13 protein-coding genes are annotated in these 17,655 nt (G+C 71.2%); 10 read left to right on the top strand and 3 right to left on the bottom strand.

What is annotated here, in order from left to right:
* The 3 genes from VP06_RS08495 to rpoZ form a co-directional block, all read right to left on the bottom strand.
* On the bottom strand, window positions 1-1,962 hold a 1,962-nt coding region (locus VP06_RS08495; protein ID WP_048463350.1), incomplete at its 3' end, for a DNA translocase FtsK 4TM domain-containing protein.
* Window positions 1,963-2,125: 163 nt separating this feature from the next.
* A complete protein-coding gene (locus VP06_RS08490; protein ID WP_048463349.1) occupies window positions 2,126-4,372 on the bottom strand; it encodes a RelA/SpoT family protein in 2,247 nt (748 codons plus the stop codon).
* A gap of 286 nt (window positions 4,373-4,658) precedes the next feature.
* Entirely contained in the window at window positions 4,659-5,069 is a 411-nt protein-coding gene (rpoZ, locus tag VP06_RS08485; RefSeq protein WP_048463348.1) for a DNA-directed RNA polymerase subunit omega, read from the bottom strand.
* Window positions 5,070-5,479: 410 nt separating this feature from the next.
* Between rpoZ and fabD the strand changes: the two genes are divergently transcribed.
* The 10 genes from fabD (at window position 5,480) to VP06_RS08435 (ending at window position 17,477) form a co-directional block, all read left to right on the top strand.
* Entirely contained in the window at window positions 5,480-6,430 is a 951-nt protein-coding gene (fabD, locus tag VP06_RS08480; RefSeq protein WP_048463347.1) for an ACP S-malonyltransferase, read from the top strand.
* A 13-nt stretch (window positions 6,431-6,443) separates the two neighbouring features.
* A complete protein-coding gene (gene fabG / locus VP06_RS08475) occupies window positions 6,444-7,181 on the top strand; it encodes a 3-oxoacyl-[acyl-carrier-protein] reductase (RefSeq protein ID WP_048463346.1) in 738 nt (245 codons plus the stop codon).
* Between the two features lie 249 nt (window positions 7,182-7,430).
* The gene (locus VP06_RS08470; RefSeq protein WP_048430877.1) at window positions 7,431-7,667 is read left to right on the top strand and encodes an acyl carrier protein; all 237 of its coding nucleotides are present in this window, start codon (window positions 7,431-7,433) and stop codon (window positions 7,665-7,667) included.
* Window positions 7,668-7,729: 62 nt separating this feature from the next.
* Entirely contained in the window at window positions 7,730-8,986 is a 1,257-nt protein-coding gene (fabF, locus tag VP06_RS08465) for a beta-ketoacyl-ACP synthase II (protein ID WP_048463345.1), read from the top strand.
* A 407-nt stretch (window positions 8,987-9,393) separates the two neighbouring features.
* Window positions 9,394-10,791, top strand: a complete 1,398-nt coding sequence (mltG, locus tag VP06_RS08460; RefSeq protein ID WP_048463344.1) for an endolytic transglycosylase MltG — start codon at window positions 9,394-9,396, stop codon at window positions 10,789-10,791.
* 110 nt (window positions 10,792-10,901) lie between these two features.
* On the top strand, window positions 10,902-11,777 hold the full coding sequence (locus VP06_RS08455; RefSeq protein WP_048463343.1) for a YicC/YloC family endoribonuclease: 876 nt from the start codon (window positions 10,902-10,904) through the stop codon (window positions 11,775-11,777).
* 150 nt (window positions 11,778-11,927) lie between these two features.
* Window positions 11,928-12,587 carry a guanylate kinase gene (gene gmk, locus VP06_RS08450; protein ID WP_156295507.1) on the top strand — a complete coding sequence of 220 codons (660 nt, stop codon included), beginning with the start codon at window positions 11,928-11,930 and terminating at the stop codon, window positions 12,585-12,587.
* 149 nt (window positions 12,588-12,736) lie between these two features.
* On the top strand, window positions 12,737-14,128 hold the full coding sequence (locus VP06_RS08445) for a dihydrolipoyl dehydrogenase (RefSeq protein ID WP_048463341.1): 1,392 nt from the start codon (window positions 12,737-12,739) through the stop codon (window positions 14,126-14,128).
* Between the two features lie 125 nt (window positions 14,129-14,253).
* Window positions 14,254-16,854 (top strand): histidine kinase dimerization/phosphoacceptor domain -containing protein, encoded by a 2,601-nt coding sequence (locus tag VP06_RS08440; protein WP_425350895.1) that lies wholly within the window; start codon window positions 14,254-14,256, stop codon window positions 16,852-16,854.
* On the top strand, window positions 16,851-17,477 hold the full coding sequence (locus VP06_RS08435) for a biliverdin-producing heme oxygenase (RefSeq protein WP_048463340.1): 627 nt from the start codon (window positions 16,851-16,853) through the stop codon (window positions 17,475-17,477). Before VP06_RS08440 ends, VP06_RS08435 begins: the two co-directional genes overlap by 4 nt.
* Window positions 17,478-17,655 lie beyond the last annotated feature (178 nt).

Raw genomic sequence — 17,655 nt, 5'->3', positions numbered from 1 at the left:
GACCACGATCACGATGTAGGGGAGCGGCACGAGGTCCATCACCTCGTCCTCGTAGACCGCCTCCCCGGTCTCGCGGTCGAAGCCGGTCTGGACCGTGCGGGTGATGACCTCGCCCCGCGCGCGGGCCTCCGCCACCCGGGCGTTGAACCCGTCGATGTTGCGCACCCCGAGGCGCGCCATCTTCTTGTAGCGCTCCTCCATCTCGCGCACCGCCCATTTGAGCGCGATGACCGCCTTCTTGGGATCGGTGACGACGGGAGAGAGCAGGTGCGGGATGCCGTCATAGACGGAGAGTTCCAGCATCTTCGGGTCGACCATGATCAGGCGGCACTCCTCCGGCTTCATCCGGTAGAGCAGCGACAGGATCATGGTGTTGATGGCGACCGACTTGCCCGAGCCGGTGGTACCGGCCACCAGCAGGTGGGGCATGCGGGCGAGATCGGCGATGATCGCCTCGCCGCCGATGTTCTTGCCGAGGCAGAGCGCGAGCTTCTGCTTGGTCTCGACGAAGACCGGCGAGGTCAGGAGTTCGCGCAGGTACACCGTCTCGCGGCGGGCATTCGGCAATTCGATGCCGATGGCGTTGCGGCCCTGCACCACGGCGACGCGGGCCGAGATGGCCGACATCGAGCGGGCGATGTCGTCGGCCAGCGAGATGACGCGGCTCGACTTGGTGCCGGGCGCCGGCTCCATCTCGTAGAGCGTGACCACCGGGCCCGGCCGGACCGCCAGGATCTCGCCGCGCACGCCGAAATCCTCCAGCGTCGATTCGAGCAACGTCGCGTTCTGCTCCAGCGCGTCGGTCGACACCGCGGCGCTCGGCGCCGGGTGGCGCGGCTCGGCGAGCAGCCCCAGCGCGGGCAGCTCGTAGGAATCCGGCGAGACCGGTCCGGGCGGCGGCGCGCGGCGGGTCTGGATCGGCGGGGGAGGGGGCGCGACGCGGCCGCGCGCGGTCTCCATCGCGTCGTCGTCCTCGTCCCCCAGGTCGTCGTCGATCGTCGGCTCGGACCGGCGCGGCGCCGCCTCGACCCGGCGCGGCGGGCCCTCCGTGAAGACCGGCTCACGCCGGCCGGACTTGGCGGGACGCTCGGCCTGGGGCTCCGGCTCGTCCCAGGCGTCGCCGGGCTCGGCGAAGGCGCGGCGGGCGGCGAGCGCCGGCGAGTTGCCGGAATAGGGATCGGCGGCACCGTGCCGCCAGGAGCCGTCGCGAATCGCATCGATCTTCTGCGCCACGGCGCTTCGGGCGCTGATCGCCAGATGGGCGAGCGCCCCCAGGGAGGCGAGGCCGAGCCCGGGCGATTCGTCGTCATGGGCCGGGCCGGGCCCGCGGCGGGGCTGCCGCTCGTCGTAGCGGCTCACCACGGGCGCGAAGGATTCGGCCTCCTCGTCGCCCTCCTCGTCCTCGATCAGCCCGAAGCCGCAGGCGCCGGTCAGGCTGACCACCGCGATCGCCGCGTAGAGGAAGCCCGCGAAAGCGCCGGCCGGGCCGGCAATCGCCTTGGCGGCGGCGAGCAGCGCGTCGCCCGCGACGCCGCCGAGGCCGGTCGGCAGCGGCCAGCGCGCGGTCGGCGGCAGGGCGCTTGCCATGCCGCTCGCCGCGCCGAAGCCGATGATCCAGAGCACCAGCCGCAATTGCAGCCGCGCCAGCCGGTGGGTGCGCAACAGCCGCATGCCCCACACCGCCGGCGGCAGCGCGAAGGCGAGCGCCCCCAGGCCGAGAAGCTGCATGCCGAGATCCGACGCCACCGCGCCGCTGAAGCCGAGGAGGTTGCGGGCCGTGCGCGAGGTGGCGTGGTTGAGGCTCGGGTCGTCGATCGACCAGGTCGCCAGGGCCACGGTGAAGCACGCCGCCCCGACGAGCAGGGCGAGGCCGGTGACCTCCGTCGCCCGCCGCGTCAGGAACGCGCGGAGCGTGTCGATGAGGCCATCGTAGGGCGATGCCGAGCGACGTAGCGAACGCATGCGGGACTGGACCGGGTACGCGGAACTGGACTTTGAGGATGGGGGGGCGCGGTTAATGGCCGTTTAAGGGTAACGGCCCCTGCCGCGATGCGGGATAACGGCGAAAAAGCGCTGATCCCGCAACGGTTTCCTTGTCATCCTGCTGCCCCAGCCCGCCTCCCGCTCACCCGTTCACGCGGTCGACCCGGCTCACCACGCGCTTGGCCCTGAGTTCCGACACGATGGCGTTGAGGTGCTTCAGGTCCCAGACCGCAAGGTCGATCGTGACGTCGGTGAAGTCCTGGCTCCGGCGCTTCATCGAGATGTTGTCGATGTTGCCGTCGTGGTCGGCGATCACCTGGGCGATCTGGGCGAAGCTGCCGGGCTCGTTGATCGATTGCAGGGCGAGCCGCGCCGGGAAGCGCTGGTTGGAGGCGCCGTCCACGTCCCAGCGCACGTCGAGCCAGCGGTCGGGTTCGTTGTCGAAGGCGGCCAGCGCCGGCGACTGGATCGGATAGATCGTCACACCCTCGCCGGGGGTGAGGATGCCGACGATCCGGTCGCCCGGCACCGCGCCGCCATCGGGGGCGAACCGCACCAGCACGTCGCGGTCGAGGCCGCGGATCGGGATCGCGCCGTCCTCGAGGCCTCCCTTGTCGGCGCCGCTCTTGCCCGGCCAGGTCAGGCGCACCGTCTGGTCCTTGTCGAGGGACAGGCGGCCGGCGCCGTTGACGTGCGGGCGCGGCTGGCCGGGCGCGGCCTGGCTGGCGGCCTGGCTCGCGGCCGCGCCGCGGCGCTCGTCCTTGTAATCGGGATAGACCGCCTTCACGACGTCGCCGGAGAACATCTCGCCCCGGCCCACCGCGGCGAACACGTCCTCGGTCGATTGGCGGGCGAGCCGCGGCAGGGCGCCACGCAGCTTCTCGTCGGAAAAGTTCTTGCCGGCCCGCTCGAAGGCGCGGTCGAGGATCTGCCGGCCGAGGCCGGCATATTGCCGCCGCACCGCCGAGCGGGTGGCCCGCCGGATCGCCGCCCGGGCCTTGCCGGTGACGACCAGGGATTCCCACGCCGCCGGCGGGGTCTGGCCGTCGGCCCGAGCGATCTCGACCTCGTCGCCGTTCTGCAACTCGGTGAGGAGCGGTGCGATGCGGCCGTTGATCTTGGCGCCGACCGCGGTGTTGCCGACATCCGTGTGGACCGCATAGGCGAAGTCGATCGGCGTCGCGCCCCGGGGCAGGGCGATCAGCCGGCCCTTCGGGGTGAAGCAGAAGACCTGGTCCTGGAACAGTTCGAGCTTGGTATGCTCCAGGAACTCCTCCGGGCTGTCGCCCTCGGCGAGGAGTTCGATGGTGCGGCGCAGCCACTGGTAGGCGCCGCTCTCGGTGGCCAGATGCGGCGAGCCGTCCTTGTAGAGCGCGTGCGCGGCGATGCCGTACTCGCCGATCTCGTCCATCTCGGTGGTGCGGATCTGGAGTTCGACGCGCTGGCTCTTCGGGCCGATCACCGTGGTGTGGATCGACCGGTAGTCGTTCTGCTTCGGGGTCGAGATGTAGTCCTTGTAGCGGCCCGGCACCATCGGCCAGGTGGTGTGGACGACGCCGAGCGCCCGGTAGCAGGTATCGACGCTGTTGACGATGACCCGGAAGCCGAAGATGTCGGAGAGCTGCTCGAAGGCAACCGACTTGCGCTCCATCTTGCTCCAGATCGAGTAGGGGCGCTTCTGCCGTCCCTTGACGGTGGCGGTGATCCCGGCAAGGGCCAGCTTGGCGATCAGGTCGCGCTCGATGCTCTCGACCAGCCGCTCGGACTTGGCCGAGAGGTCGGCGAGGCGCTTGGCGATCGTCGCGTAGACGTCGGGCTTCAGGTTGACGAAGGAGAGGTCTTCCAACTCCTCGCGCAGCTCCTGCATGCCCATGCGGCTGGCGAGCGGCGCGTAGATGTCGAGGGTTTCCTGGGCGATGCGGGCGCGCTTCTCCGCCGGCATGTGCTGGAGGGTCCGCATGTTGTGCAGCCGGTCGGCCAGCTTGACCAGCAGCACCCGCACGTCCGCCGCGATGGCGAGCAGCAGCTTGCGGAAGTTCTCGCCCTGCGCGGCGCGCTTCGAGACGAGGTCCAGACGCTTGATCTTGGTGAGCCCGTCGACGAGCTTGCCGATCTCGGGGGTGAAGACCCGGTTGATCTCGTCGAGGGTGGCGGCCGTATCCTCGACGGTGTCGTGCAGCACCGCCGCCACGATGGTCGCGTCGTCGAGCCGCAGGTCGGTGAGGATGGCCGCCACTTCGAGCGGGTGGGCGAAGAAGGGATCCCCCGAGGCGCGCTTCTGCGTGCCGTGCGCCCGCATCGCGTAGATATAGGCCCGGTTCAGCAGCGCCTCGTCGGCGCCGGGATTGTAGGCCTTGACCCGCTCGACGAGCTCGTACTGGCGCATCATCCGCCGTTGGTCTCCTTGGCGCGCGACAGGGCGCCGGCGCAAAGGCCGGCGCGGGGGCGTCGCGGCGTGCCGGATCGGGCCGGTTGCGCTGAACGCCGACGACGCTGGGTGGAGGTCCGGGATTAAATATCGAGCCGAACGGGCGGCGGCGCCAGCCCCTAAACGTCGCGTCAGCCCCGCTTCTGCGTCGGACCGGCCAAAAAGGTCACGAAAAAACCCGGCCTTCCGGCCGGGTTCTGCCGGCCTCGCGGCCGGATTCGGGTCGTGTCGCGGTGCGGCGGGAGGCTCAGTCGCCTTCCTCTTCGGTCTCGGTCGGGGGCGCGAGGTTCTCGAGGCCGCGCAGCAGGTCCTCCTCGCTCATCCGGTCGAACTGGATGTCGCCGTCGTCGCCCGAGCCTTGCGGCGCCACCGCGGCGGCGGCGGGCGAGCTGGAGAGCAGCGGCACCGTCTCGGCCTCCGGCTCGTCGACCTCGACGTATTTCTGGAGCGAGTGGATCAGCTGCTCCTTGAGGTCGTCCGGCGTGATGGTCTCGTCGGCGATCTCACGCAGGGCCACGACCGGGTTCTTGTCGCGGTCGCGGTCGACGGTGAGGGGGGCGCCGGAGGAGAGCAGCCGGGCCCGGTGGCCGGCGAGCAGCACCAGCTCGAAGCGGTTCTCGACCTTGTCGATGCAGTCCTCAACGGTGACGCGAGCCATGCGCGACCCCTTCCTTAGGTGTACGAAAATCTCGGAATAACCGCCTCCCTACACGAGATGCCGTTTTGCAACAAGCGTCGGGGTGGATGGGGATCCTGTGGGGCTTTGCGGGTCTGTCGGATAACCTCGGAGGCGCGGGTTTGCCCTCTCGCCGCCCAGGGGAATAGGAGGTAGCCCGTGCCATGTCCCCATGCCATGTCCCCGTGCCATGTCGTGGCGCCGAACAACGCCGCCTCCGCGGAGAACCGGCGGAGCGGCAGGATCCGTCCGCCAGGATTCATCCCCGTCGGGCGGCGCATTTTTGCCGTCCGGCCACGCTTGACTCGTGCCGGCCGCTCTGCGACTGGCGCCGCCCAATCGCTGCGTCCCGCAGCCGCATCGACTCTCTCAGGGCAGGAAGACCCCCGCACGTGTCGCGCGCCTTCATCTTTCCGGGCCAGGGCAGCCAGGCCGTCGGCATGGGCTCCGCCCTCGCTCAGGACCACCCGGCCGCTCGCGCCGTCTTCGCCGAGATCGACGAGGCTCTGAACCAGAACCTCTCGCGCCTGATGTTCGAGGGGCCGGCCGAGGAGCTGACCCTCACCGCCAATGCCCAGCCGGCCCTGATGGCCTCCAGCCTCGCGGTCCTGCGGGTGCTCGAAGCGGAGCGCGGCCTGGATCTCGCCCGGGACGCGGCGTTCGTGGCCGGCCACTCGCTCGGCGAGTACAGCGCGCTCGCCGCCGCCGGCAGCCTGTCGCTGGCCGATGCGGCGCGCCTGCTGCGCCTGCGCGGCGAGGCGATGCAGAAGGCGGTGCCGGTGGGGTCCGGCGCCATGGCGGCGCTTCTCGGCCTCGACGTCGGGGCGGCGGCCGAGGTCGCCGCGGCGGCCCGCCAGGGCGAGGCCGGACAATCCGACGTGTGCGACGTCGCCAACGACAACGGCGCCGGTCAGGTGGTGGTGTCGGGCGACCGCGTGGCGGTCGAGCGGGCCGTGGCCCTGGCGCAGGGCCGCGGCGCCAAGCGCGCGGTGATGCTCAACGTCTCCGCGCCCTTCCATTGCCGCCTGATGGCCCCCGCCGCCGACGCGATGCGCGCGGCGTTGGAGGCCGTGTCCTTGCGCCCCGCCGCCGTCCCGGTGATGGCGAACGTGCTGGCCGCGCCCATCAGCGAGCCGGCGGCGATCCGCGCAGCCCTGGTGGAGCAGGTCACCGGCACCGTGCGCTGGCGCGAATGCGTCGCCGCCATGGCGGCTTCCGGCGTCCAGACCTTCTACGAGATCGGCACCGGCAAGGTGCTGTCGGGCCTCGTCAAGCGCATCGTGTCGGGAACGAGCGCCACGCCGGTCGGCACCCCGGCCGAGGTCGCGGCCTTCACGCTCTGAGAAAGTGACCCCCATGTTCGACCTCAGCGGCCGCAAGGCCCTCGTCACCGGCGCCACCGGCGGCCTCGGCGGCGCCATCGCCCGGGCCCTGCACCGCCAGGGCGCCCACGTCGCGGTCTCGGGGACCCGGCGCGAGGCCCTCGAGGCGCTCGCGGGCGAGCTGGGCGAGCGCGTCCACGTCCTGGAGGCCAACCTGTCCGACACGGCGGCCGTCGAGGCTCTGGTTCCGGCGGCGGAAGCGGCGCTCGGCGGCCTCGACGTGCTGGTCAACAATGCCGGCATCACCCGCGACAACCTCTTCCTGCGCATGAAGGACGAGGAATGGGACAGCGTGATCGCCGTGAACCTGACGGCGGCGTTCCGGCTGTCGCGGGCGGCGGTGAAGGGCATGATGAAGCGCCGGTACGGCCGCATCATCAATGTCGGCTCGGTGGTGGGCGCGACCGGCAATGCCGGCCAGGGCAACTATGCGGCGGCCAAGGCCGGCCTCGTCGGCCTCACCAAGGCGCTGGCCGCCGAGGTGGCGAGCCGCAAGATCACCGTGAACTGCATCGCGCCGGGCTTCATCACCTCGCCGATGACCGACGTGCTTAACGACAAGCAGCGCGAGGGCATCCTGGCGACGGTGCCGATGGGGCGCCTGGGGGAGGGCGCCGAGATCGCGGCGGCGGCGGTGTATCTCGCCTCCGACGAGGCGGCCTACGTCACCGGCCACACCCTGCACGTCAACGGCGGCATGGCGATGTTCTAGGCGGTCCGGCCCCCTTCCCCAGGCAGAGGCACGGTTTCTTAACCGGAGCTGAAGCGGGCCTCGCCAGGGCGGAATCCCTGTGTTAAGCACCCGCCGGCCGTGCAAGGGGATTGACGGACCGGCCGTCCGCGGCTTTTCCACGACATGCGCGACCGGTGCGCCGGCCGCATCACGAACTCTCCCCCGGGGCTCCGCCCGCACGCGGCGGCTCCGAACAGTTCCACGAGCAGTAACTTAAGGACCTACACGATGAGCGATATCGCGGACCGGGTGAAGAAGATCGTCGTCGATCACCTGGGCGTCGAGCCCGAGAAGGTGACCCCGAACGCGAACTTCATCGACGATCTGGGTGCCGACAGCCTCGACACCGTCGAGCTGGTGATGGCGTTCGAGGAGGAGTTCAACGTCGAGATCCCGGACGACGCCGCCGAGACGATCCAGACGGTCGGCGACGCGATCAAGTTCCTCGAGAAGAACGCCGGCTGACCGCCGCGTCCTCCGCTAACAGGTAGAACGCTTCCGTCATGGGATCGGGTCGGGATAACGCGATGCGTCGAGTCGTCGTCACGGGCCTCGGGATGGTGTCGCCGCTGGGCAGCAGTGTCGACGTCACGTGGAGCCGCCTCATCGAGGGGCAAAGCGGTGCCGCCCGCGTCGAGGCGTTCGACGTGTCGGATCTGGCGTGCAAGATCGCCTGCTCGATCCCGCTCGGCGACGGCAGCGACGGCACCTTCAATCCCGACCGGTGGATGGAAGCCAAGGAGCAGCGCAAGGTCGACCCCTTCATCGTCTACGCGATGGCGGCGGCCGGCCAGGCGCTCGACGACGCCGGGTGGCACCCGACCTCGCATGAGGATCAGTGCGCCACCGGCGTCCTCATCGGCTCCGGCATCGGCGGCATCGGCGGCATCTACGATGCCTCGGTGACGCTGTTCGAGAAGGGGCCGCGGCGGATCTCGCCGTTCTTCATCCCGGGCCGGATCATCAACCTGGCCTCCGGTCAGGTCTCGATCGCCCACGGCCTCAAGGGCCCGAACCACGCCGTGGTGACGGCCTGCTCCACGGGTGCCCACGCGATCGGCGATGCCGCGCGTCTGGTCGCCCTGGGCGATGCCGACGTGATGCTGGCCGGTGGCGCCGAATCGCCGATCAACCGGCTCTCGCTTGCGGGCTTCGCCGCCTGCCGGGCGCTCTCCACCGGCTTCAACGACGCGCCGCAGCGCGCCTCCCGCCCCTATGACCGCGACCGCGACGGGTTCGTGATGGGCGAGGGCGCCGGCGTGGTGGTGCTCGAAGAGTACGAGCACGCCAAGGCCCGCGGCGCCAAGATCTACGCCGAGGTGATCGGCTACGGCCTCTCGGGCGACGCCTACCACATCACCTCGCCCTCACCGGACGGCGACGGCGCCTATCGCTGCATGACCGCGGCGGTGAAGCGCGCCGGCATCGCTCCGTCCGAGATCGACTACATCAACGCCCACGGCACCTCGACGCCCCTCGGCGACGAACTGGAGCTGAAGGCGGTCGAGCGCCTGCTCGGCAACGCCACCGACGTGGCGATGTCCTCGACCAAGTCCGCCACCGGCCACCTGCTCGGTGCCGCCGGCGCCATCGAGGCGATCTTCTCCGTGCTCGCCATCCGCGACGGCGTCGTGCCGCCGACCCTCAATCTCGACAACCCGTCGGTCGAGACCGCGATCGACCTCGTGCCGCACACGGCGCAGAAGCGGAATGTCGACATCGCCCTGTCGAACTCCTTCGGCTTCGGCGGCACCAATGCGTCGCTGATCCTGCGGCGGGTGTGATCGCCCGAGGGTTTTCGGATCCCCGACCGAACTGCACGCTCGGGGTCGTCCCCGGGGCGGCGCAACGGAGCCCGGGATCCGGAACCGCAAGGGGGTGGCGGGTCGACCGCGACGCGGCCCGCTCCGTCCTGACGCCCGCGTCTGGATTCCGGGCCCCGCTGCGCGGCCCCGCAATGACCAGGAGGGTAGAATCCGGATCGCAGCGAGCCGGAGACCCGCCACTTCATCCGTGACGCCATCCAAAGCCCCTCTCGCCCGCGCGGAGGGGTTTTCTCGCATGTGGCTTCCGGCGCGCCGCGGCTCCATTTCGCCATAAAACTTGCTAGGGTTTCGGTTGCTTTCCGCCCTCTCGGGCCGGCACGCGCGTCCACCGGCCAGCGTCCCGGACGCGCCACCACAGGACCGTCATGTTTCGCAGATCGAAGACGCAGACTCCGGCGCCGAGCGCGCCGGAGCCGGTCAGCCCGCCGAACCGGCTCGCCCCCCGCAGCCCGAGCGAGGCCATCAAGCCGACCGCCGCGCCTCCGCCGCCCGAGAAGCCGGTGCGCGAGCGGGGTGGCCTGCTCGCCGCGGTGAGCGGCTTCCTGACCCTGTTCGTCATCGTGGGGCTGGGCGCCATCCTGGGCCTCGTGGTGCTGGAGCGCCAGACCAACGAGGCCGGGCCGCTTCAAGCCGACAAGGTCGTGGTGGTGCCCCGCTCCAGCGTCGGCGAGATGGCGGATCTCCTGCGGCGCGAAGGCGTGATCGCCCATCCGATGCTGTTCGAGCTGACCGCCCGCTTCGGCCGAAAGGCGTCGCTCAAGGCGGGCGAGTACAACTTCAAGGCCCATGCCAGCATCGACGACGTGGTCGACGTGCTGGTCCAGGGCCGCTCGGTCCAGCACGCCATCACCTTCCCGGAGGGCCTGACGAGCGAGCAGATCGTCGCCCGCCTCAACGACAACGACATCCTCACCGGCGACATCAACGAGACCCCGCCGGAGGGCTCGCTCCTGCCCGACACCTACAAGTTCGAGCGCGGCGATTCCCGCCAGAAGATCCTCAACCTGATGCGGACCAAGCAGCGCGAGGTGCTCAACCAGATCTGGGCCCGCCGGTCGCCCGACGTGCCGGTCCGCACGCCGCAGGAAATGGTCACGCTCGCCTCGATCGTCGAGAAGGAGACCGGCCGGGCCGACGAGCGGCCGCGGGTCGCCGGCGTCTTCGTCAACCGCCTCATGAAGCGGATGAAGCTGCAATCCGACCCGACCATCGTGTACGGCCTCGTCGGCGGGCGCGGCACCCTCGGGCGCGGCATCCTGCGCTCCGAGATCGACCGGGTGACGCCCTACAACACCTACGCGATCGAGGGCCTGCCGCCGGGACCGATCGCCAATCCCGGCCGCGCCGCCCTGGAGGCGGTGGCCAACCCGTCGCGCACCAAGGATCTGTTCTTCGTCGCCGACGGCACCGGCGGCCACGTCTTCGCCGAGACCCTGGAGGCGCATAACCGCAACGTCGCCCGCTGGCGCCAGGTCGAGAAGGCGAAAGCCGCCGCCGATCCGGCCGCGGCGATCGGCGTCGACAAGGTCGAGCCGCCGCCCCAGGCCGATCCGGCGGCCCTGCCCCCGCGCACCGGCCTGCCCGGCGCGCCGCTCGCCTATGACGGCGGCGAGGCGGGCCCGACCCCGCGCTCGCGCGCCTTCGATGCGTCCGAGGGGACCGCCCGCGATCCCCTGCGCAACAAGACCTACGACCTGAGCTCGCCCAAGACGGTGCCGGTCCTGTCCCAGCCCAAGGCCGCGCCGACGTCGCGCAACCCCTGAGCGGCGTGGCGTGGGCAAGCCCACGCGACGCCGCTCGGAGTCTTGTCGTGTCGCAGGGTTTGATCGCAAAGCCGGCGGCCCCTGTTGCGAAACCTGCCGAGAGCGCCCCGATGTCCATCGCCAGCATGACCGGTTTTGCCCGCGAGGCCGGAACCACCGGACCCGCGCAGTGGGCCTGGGAGCTGAAGAGCGTCAATGGCCGCGGGCTGGAGGTCCGGGTCCGGGTCCCGGCGGGCCTCGATGCCGTCGGCGAGGAAGCCCGGGCCCTGGTGCAGAAGCGCTTCGGCCGCGGCACCTGCCATCTCACCCTGACCCTCTCGCGGACGGAAGCGGCGCCGCGGGTGCGGATCAACGAGGCACTGCTCGCCTCCCTCGCCGAAGCGGTCACCCGGGTGCCAATGCCGCTCGGCATCACGCTCCCCTCCGTCGACGGGCTCCTGAGCCTGCGCGGCGTGGTCGAGGTCGAGGAGGAGACGGCCGACGACGAGGCGCTGCGGCGCGACCTCGCGGCCGCCGCGCTCCGGCTGGTCGAGGCATTGGCCGAGGGGCGCCGGGCGGAGGGACGCGCCCTCGCCGACATCATCGGCGGCCAGCTATCCGCCATGGCGGATCTCGTGGAGGCCGCGGAAACCTGCCCGGCCCGCCGGCCCGAGGCCGTGAAGGCCCGCCTCGCCGCGCAGGTCGCGGCGCTGATGGAGGCCGCCAGCCTCGATCCGGCGCGGCTGCACCAGGAGGCGGTGCTGCTCGCCGCGCGGGCCGACGTGCGGGAGGAGATCGACCGCCTGCGCGCGCATCTCGCCGCGGCGCGCGACCTGCTCGCTGCGGGGGGCGCCGTCGGGCGCCGGCTCGATTTCCTCGCCCAGGAACTCGGCCGCGAGGCCAATACGCTGTGCGCCAAGGCCAACGACGTATCGCTCTCCCGCATCGGCCTCGACCTCAAGGCGGTGGTCGAGCAGTTCCGCGAGCAGGTCCAGAACGTCGAGTAGGGGATCGCTGTCCCCGCCCGTCGCCATCTCGCCTGTTGCGCCCCCGCCGGTGGGGCGGCATTGGAAAGGCATGACGGGAAAGCCGGTCGCGCGCGTCCGAGCCGGCGCGAAGGTCCGGCGCAAGGGTGATGCAACGCGATGGTGTCGACGATGGGCTCCGAACTCCTGACCACACCGGTGGCGCGCCGGGGCTTGGTGCTGATCCTCTCCTCGCCCTCGGGGGCGGGCAAGACCACCCTGACCCGCGCGCTGGCCCGGCGGCCCGAATGGGGGCTCGAACTCTCCGTCTCGGTCACCACCCGGGCGCGCCGCGCCTCCGAGATCGAGGGCCAGCACTACCGGTTCATCGACCGGGACGCCTTCGAGCGTCTGCGCGAGCGCGACGACCTGCTCGAATGGGCCGAGGTGCACGGGAACTATTACGGCACGCCGAGAAGCCCGGTGGAGAAGGCGCTGGCAGCTGGCCGCGACATGATCTTCGACATCGACTATCAGGGCACCCGGCAGGTGCGGGGGAAACTGCGCGACGACGTCGTCACCATCTTCATCCTGCCGCCCAGCATGGCCGAGCTGCGCCGCCGCCTGGAGCGCCGGGCCGAGGATTCCGCCGAGACGATCGAACGCCGCCTGCTCAACGCTCGCACCGAGATCGAGCGCTGGTCGGAATACGATTACGTGCTGGTCAACGACGACCTCGACCGCTCGTTCAAGACCCTGGAGGCCATCCTGGCTGCCGAGCACCTGCGCCGCGAGCGCCAAGTCGGGCTCGCCGGCTTCGTGAGCCGCCTCCTGGCCGAGAGTCAGGGATGAGCGGTCGTCTGGCCGCGGGCCAGGACGACCCGCCCCGGGCGCCGAAAACCTGACGCGCGGGAACGAATCGCCCGCGATGCAAGTTGCCCAGCCGTCGAATCCGCCACGTCGCCGCTCGTGCCGCGCCGGGTAGCCCGAGGGGACAAGCGATGCGCGAACTCGCCTGCGACGTGGCGATCATCGGCGCCGGGACGGCCGGGATCGCGGCCCACGACGCGGCCACGAAGGCCGGCGCGCGCGCCGCCTTGATCGAGCGCGGCCCTGGCGGCACCACCTGTGCCCGGGTCGGCTGCATGCCCTCGAAGCTCCTGATCGAGGCGGCCCGGGCCGCCTACGACGCACGCGGGACCGCCGCGTTCGGCGTCACGGCGGGCGAGGTGCGGGTCGACGGCCGGGCGGTGATGGCCCGCATGCGGGCCCTGCGCGACGACTTCGTCGCCTCGGTCGTCGAGGGGCTCGACCGGATCCCGCCGGATCTGCGCGTCTCCGGCACCGCGCGCTTCGCCGATCCGACCACGCTGCTCGTCGACGACCACACCCGGATCGGCGCCGACGCGGTGGTGATCGCCACTGGCTCGACCCCGAGCCTGCCGCCGCCCCTGCGCCCGGTCGCCGATCGGGTCCTCACCACCGACACCCTGTTCGAGATCGAGACCCTGCCCGGATCCCTGGCGGTGCTCGGTGCCGGGCCTGTCGGGCTCGAACTCGCCCAAAGCCTGGCCCGCCTCGGCGTCGCGGTGACGCTCCTGGATCCGGCCGACGCCGTCGGGGGCATCCGCGATCCCGAGATCGCCGCCTGCGCCGCCACGCTGATTGGTGCCGGGATGTCTCTGTGCCTTGGCGCCACCGTCGAATCCGCCGAGGCCGCCGGCGATGGGGTGCGGCTGCACTGGCGCCTCGCATCCGGCGAGCGGGCGAGCGCCACCGTCGACCGCGTGCTCGCCGCCGCCGGCCGGCCGCCGAACCTCTCCGACCTCGATCTCGGCGCCGCCGGCCTCCCCCTCGACGAGGATGGCCTGCCGGACTTCAACCCGCGCACCCTCCAATGCGGCACCGCGCCGATCTTCATCGCGGGCGATGCCAACCAGGAGCATCCGGTGCTGCACGAGGCCCAGCGCCAGGGCTGGATCGCCGGCGGCAATGCCGCGCGCTTCCCCCAGGTCGAGGCGCCGCTGCCCTGGCCGGCCTTCGCGCTGGTCTTCACCGACCCGCAGATCGCCGCGATTGGCCGGGCCTTCGAAGCGGAGGCGGCCTGCGACTGGGTGATCGGCGAGAGCTCGTTCGCCGATCAGGGCCGCGCCCGGGCGATGGACCGGGCCGCCGGTCTGATCCGGGTCTATGCCGAGCCCGACGGCCGGCTCACCGGCGCCGCGATGATCGGGCCCGGGATCGAGCACCTCGCCCACCTGATGGCGATCGCCGTGCAGGAGGGCTGGGATGCCGCGACCTTCCTCGACCGTCCGTTCTACCACCCGACCCTGGAGGAAGGTCTCCAGAGCGCCGTGAGGGCGGTGGCCGCGCGCACGGGCGGCACACGGTGACGTCAAGGCCGGGGAAAGCCGGTCAATCAGCCGTTGAGGTTTCGTTCAGCGTGGGAACTCTCTAAGGTGAGGGATCTGTCGCCGGAGGCATCGCCCTCCCGGGCCATCGATGTGTTGGAAACGCCGTGACCTTGCCCGACCCGACGACGGCGCCGACGATCGATCTCGATGCCCTCGCTCCATCCGACCTCGACCGCCTGCGCCAGGGCGTGATCCAGGTCGACGGACGCGGCGTCATCCATCGCTACAACCGCGCCGAGAGCGCGTTTTCCGGCCGCCCGGCCGAGCGGGTGGTCGGCCGCAACTTCTTCACCGACGTGGCGCCCTGCACCCACCTGCCGCATTTCTATGGCCGCTTCCGCGAGGGCGTCCGCCGGGGCGGGCTCGATCACACCTTCACCTTCGTCTACGGCTTCGATCCGCGGCCGATGCAGATGCGGATCACCCTGCGCCAGGCCGCCGCGCCCGATCGCTACTGGATCATCGCCGAACCGGTACAGACCCTGGAGCACGGGCACAGCCGCGAGGCGGTGCTGGCGGCGGTGTCCCGGCGGGTGCGGGCCGAGCCCGTCGATCCGAGCCTGTGCGAGCGGGAGCCGATCCATATTCCGGGCGCGATCCAGCCCCACGCCGTCCTGGTGGCGGCCGATCTCGACACCCTGACGGTGGTGGCGTGCAGCGGCAACGTCCGCGACGCCCTCGACCGTGACCCGCTCGGCCTCGATCTCGGCAGCCTGCTCGGAGCCGGCCTCGCCGACCGGATCCGCGAGACCCTGCGGGGCGAGGATGTCGATCCCGGCCGGACCGTGCGCCAGCGCAGCGTGCTTCCCGCCGCGGACGGGCTGCGCCTGCCGGCCGAGGTGGTGGCCCATCGCAACGGCGACCGCATCCTCGTCGAGCTGGAGCTGGCGCCGGCCCACCCGGAGGATTTTCCGTCGGCGAGCCAGCTCGACACCGAACGCGCCATCGGCCGCCTGCGCGGCGCCGGCACCCTGGAGGACGCCGCCACTGTCGCGGCCCGCGAGACCCGGGCGCTCACCGGCTTCGACTGCATCCTGGTCTACCGCTTCGATCCGGACTGGAACGGCGCCGCCATCGCCGAGGACAAGGATCCGACCTGGACCCGCAGCCTGCTCGGCCTGCACTTTCCGGCCTCGGACATCCCGGCTCAGGCCCGGGCCCTCTACACCCGCTCGAAGAGCCGCTTCGTCATCGACCGCGATTACGTGCCGGTGCCCCTGGTGGCGACGCCGGAGACCGCCAACGCGCCCATCGACCTCACCTTCGCCCAGTCACGCAGCCTGTCGCCGATCCACCTCGAATACCAGCGCAATCTCGGCGTGAACGGCTCGATGTCGATCTCAATCCTGGTCGAGGGGCGGCTTTGGGGCCTGATGATCGGCCATCACCGCCGGCCGCACTACGTCGCGCCGGAGACCCGTGCCGCCGCCACCGTGTTGGCCGACGCCTTTGCGATGCGGGTCTACGAATTGGAGAGCCGGCGCCTGTGGCAGGAGCAACAGGCCCATCTGGCGCTGGAGAGCGATCTGGTGCGCGGACTCGCCCGGTCCGACGACTTCGTCAGTGCGCTGACCGAGAACGCCCATACCCTCCTCGACCTGTTCGCGGTCGGCGGCGCCGCCACCGTCTCGCACGACGCGGTGCGCGCCCTCGGCCGGACCCCGCCGCCCGACGCGATCCTGGCGATCGCCGCCTGGCTGCGCGCCACCTTGCCCACCGAGCGCTCCAGTTACGCTACGGCGGAATTCACCGGCGCCCACCCGCCGAGCGCGCCCTACGCCGACTGCGCCAGCGGGCTCCTTGCCGTTTTCGTCGACCCGGAGCGGCGCCACCTGCTGCTGTGGTTCCGTCCCGAGGTGCCGAGCACCGTTACCTGGGGCGGCGACCCGCGCAAGCCGGTGCTGGCCGGCAGTGGGCCGGTGGCGGTGCTGCCCCGGCGTTCGTTCGAGCGCTGGGTCGAGGAGCGCCGCGGCGTCTCCGAACCCTTCGCCGCGTGGCAGGTCGGCATCGCCGAGGCCCTGGCCCAGGCGGTGGAGGGCGTGGTCCTGCGCCAGCAGCGCAAGATCGCCGAACTGACCGGGCTCCTCGCCGACAAGGAGCGCCTGCTGATCCAGAAGGACCTGCTCACCCGCGAGATTGACCACCGGGTCAAGAACTCGCTCCAGATCGTCTCGGCCTTCCTGCAAATGCAGCGCCGCCAGGTGGCCGACCCGGCCTCGCAGGCGGCCTTCGCCGAGACCGCCGCCCGGGTGATGAGCGTGGCGCGGGTGCATGACAGCCTCTACCAGGCCGAGAGCGTCGAGGAGGTCGATCTCGGCCAGACGATCGAGACTCTCTGCGCCGATCTCGCCGGCATGGCGGGGGAGGGGCACGAGGTCGATCTCGACGTCGAGCCCGGCCTGATGGTGCCTTACCGCAAGGCGGTGGCGCTGTCGCTGATCGCCACGGAGCTGATCACCAACGCCTTCAAGTACGCCTTCGCGGAAGCCGGCGGCCGCGTCGCCGTGCGCGTCGCCGGCGAGGCCGAGGGGCGGGTGCGCCTCTCGGTCTGCGACGACGGCAAGGGCCTGCCGACCGACTGGCCTGATGCCCCGGCCCGCGGTACCGGCCTCGGCATGAAGCTGATCCGCGCGATGCTCGACCAGATCAACGCCCGGCTCGAAGTCGAGAACGGCCCCGGCGCCTGTTTCACGGTTACCGCGTGAGCGACATCCTGGAGCGCCTGCGCGCCGAGACCAAGGCGGCACACGAGGCGATCGAGCGCGATCTGGCCTGGGAAACCCGCATCGCGTCGCTCGCCGGCTACCGCGCGCTGCTCGCCCGGTTCTGGGGTTTTCATGCGGTGCTGGAACCGGCCCTGGCCGCCTCCCTCGACGATGCCGCCTTCTTCGATCCGCGCCGGCGGTTGCCGCATCTCGTTGCCGATCTGCGGTTCCTCGGCCTCGACGATGTGGCGATCGAAGCGCTGCCGTGCCCGCAGCTTGCCCCGCCGCGCGGCCGGTCCGGTGCCTTCGGAGCCCTCTATGTCCTCGAAGGCTCGACCCTCGGCGGCCAGCTGATCGCCAAGCAGGTCGGGCGCCGGCTCGGGCCCACGGCCGAGAGCGGCTGCCGCTACTACGCCGCGCATGGCCGCGACACCGGCGCGATGTGGAAAGCCTTTCGCCTGCGCCTCGCCGACGAGGCGAGCCGCGGCGACGCCGATGCGATCGTGGCCGCCGCGGTCGAGACCTTCGACGCGATGCGGCACTGGCTCTGCGCCGCGCCCGTGCCGATTCCGGACGGGGAGGGGAGGGGGATCTCTGTCGCGAGAGCTTCACAAAGGAGTTGACGGGCGAAAATCCGGGGCCTATACGACCACCCATCGGCGCCGGCCGCTCCCGCGGACCGGTCGCTGAAACGTCTTCTGGACAGTCTGGGCTGGCGAGCCTGACCTTGGTCAGGCGCTGGTCCCGTTGTTGCCGATGATGCCCGGTTTCGACCGGATCGCTCTTTGACAAGTTCATACG

It is taken from the genome of Methylobacterium aquaticum, from assembly GCF_001043915.1.
In the GTDB taxonomy this organism is placed as follows: Bacteria; Pseudomonadota; Alphaproteobacteria; order Rhizobiales; family Beijerinckiaceae; genus Methylobacterium; species Methylobacterium aquaticum.
Note: the sequence above shows the minus strand (reverse complement) of the source record. Positions and strands in the feature narration are given on the sequence as shown.